Source organism: Methylobacterium sp. 190mf (genome assembly GCF_900107945.1).
In the GTDB taxonomy this organism is placed as follows: domain Bacteria; phylum Pseudomonadota; class Alphaproteobacteria; order Rhizobiales; family Beijerinckiaceae; genus Methylobacterium.
Genome location: NZ_FNVI01000075.1, coordinates 1 through 1907, shown reverse-complemented (window position 1 = coordinate 1907; position 1907 = coordinate 1). Strand labels below are relative to the sequence as shown.

The window sequence follows — 1907 nt, the reverse complement described above, 5'->3', positions numbered from 1 at the left end:
ATCTGCTCTTCGCTGAACCGGCTCTTCTTCATCGTCCGTCTCCTGATCGACGGCCTCTAGCTTCAGAATGAGGGCAGATCAGGGGGCAAGGTCAGGGGTGTCTGAGGCGTTGCTGCCGGGGCTCGAGCGTCAGATGGCCCGAGCTCTTAACGCTGTCGCCCGATCAGGCCTCGCATTCTCAGGCTGTTGAGGTAGGCCCGCTGGAGAGGACACCAGAACGCGGCACCGCTCTCGCGGAGCGCCGCTGTGTCTTCGGTCTCGGCGACGTTCATGGCCTTCAGCAGCCGGTCCTGGCCGAAGCGATCGAGCGACTGCGAGAAGAGCGCGGTTCCGATCTCCTGCAGTTGGGCCTGATCGACAGCGTAGAACGGCGCGCAATTTCGGCCGATGAGGGTCACGCGGACGATCATCCGTGCGGCTTGGTCGAGGCGAGTGGCATCTTGAGGCAGCGCAGCTTCAGGCGCCTTGGTCGGCCCAGCGACTGCATTGCAGTTCGCGAGCACGAACATGGACAGCCCCCAGCACGCGACGGAGAGGCGGCCGAGGGCGAGAGATCGAGCATGTGCGGCCAAGCCCTTCCGCGGGGCGAGCCTCTTCTGAGGGTCGTAGGTCTGATCCTGTCGCTCGAGCATATTTCCAGGATGGCGAACGTCGCGGTGGGTGTCGAGGCGTTGGCATTGTCCAACCTGGACGCCTTGAGGTGGGTTCAGGGGCCTCGTTCTCGTCCGACATCGGTACGCCTCCGTTTGAGAGGCCCCCTATCCATACCGGATCGACGCAAGACACAAACGGCCGAGCTATGGCAGGGCCTTGGCATCCCCATCGGCTGATGCAGCCGCGTCATCTGATGATGACGGACCGGTTATCGGATCGGTGTGGGTGTCGAGATGCTCCGTGCGCGGCATCCCAGGCGCCTGCCGTCCCTGCCCCGGCCACATCCGTGCAATCCGTCCGACCTTCCTCGCGGCCGCCACCATTTCTGCCCCCCCAACCGCCAAGCTTGTGCGTCGGTAGGCGGTCGCGCGCCTGCGAGCAGGCACCTTTGGGCAGGCCCGGCCCCGGGGCCGTGCGCCATCATCATGCGAACGGCTCTGTTCGAGCCAAGCGAGCGCCCTACTGCTACGCTTTTCCCGCTGCGGCGACACAGTGAGCGGTGCCGCTCCTGTCCGAGCACCGTCACCTCTAGCGCGTGCGACCGAACTGGGATTGAAGCCCGTGGCCGCTTTTAGCGATCTGGGTAGGGAACCAATCGCAAGCGTAGCCGTTGCCACCACCGGATTTAGCGATGACTCCTGATCAGCTTTTGCACATTCCCGAATTTTGAACTGGAAAAGCGGTGCTGCGACTTTTCGATCGGCAGGTGTGCGACCAGCGATCCGGCCTCATCGCGAACTACCAGCATCAGCTCTCCGCTCAGAACGTCGTCGGTCAACTCGCCTGCCATGTCTCTGATGACACTACGAGCATCGACCAGTGCCTGCTCCAAAGTGTCAGCCCTGACACCTTCTTCGTCCCAAATCGTTTCCTGGCCGTTCTCGACGTCAAAAAAGAAGCGTTTAGACATTTATCGCCTCGATCGGTGTCGTTCCCTGCGGAGGCCGACGATAATGAGTTCGCGCTAGTTCACGCCGAGTTACGCGATTGAAGCTCTCGGAAACATCCATCCGATCGAAATCGATTGGCACGCGAGACGTCTTATATCTTCTGGAGCATCAATGACAGTCGCGCTCGAAGCAGATCAGACCATCACTTACGAGCTGGTAAACACGCATAAGCGGCGCGCGCATATCCGAGCCATCTTGTTGCGGGCTAAGAGCGCCTAACAGAACCGCCTGATCTGGTTGAGTGTGATGAGGCTGGCAGCGAGGCTGGTGAAGGCTTCGTAGATGTCTGCACGTCGCTCGTAG

The 1907-nt window shown here is 61.4% G+C and carries 2 protein-coding genes and 1 pseudogene; all 3 read right to left on the bottom strand.

Going from position 1 to position 1907, the window contains the following annotated elements; genetic code table 11:
* Nucleotides 1–146: 146 nt before the first annotated feature.
* Nucleotides 147–509: a hypothetical protein gene (locus C4T42_RS31270; protein WP_128083247.1), complete on the bottom strand. Its 363-nt coding sequence runs from the start codon at nt 507–509 to the stop codon at nt 147–149.
* A gap of 770 nt (nt 510–1279) precedes the next feature.
* Nucleotides 1280–1564, bottom strand: coding sequence for a hypothetical protein (locus tag C4T42_RS31265; protein ID WP_181049269.1), 285 nt, complete (start codon nt 1562–1564; stop codon nt 1280–1282).
* A gap of 255 nt (nt 1565–1819) precedes the next feature.
* A pseudogene (locus C4T42_RS31260) lies at nt 1820–1907 on the bottom strand (IS5/IS1182 family transposase); the annotation flags it as partial.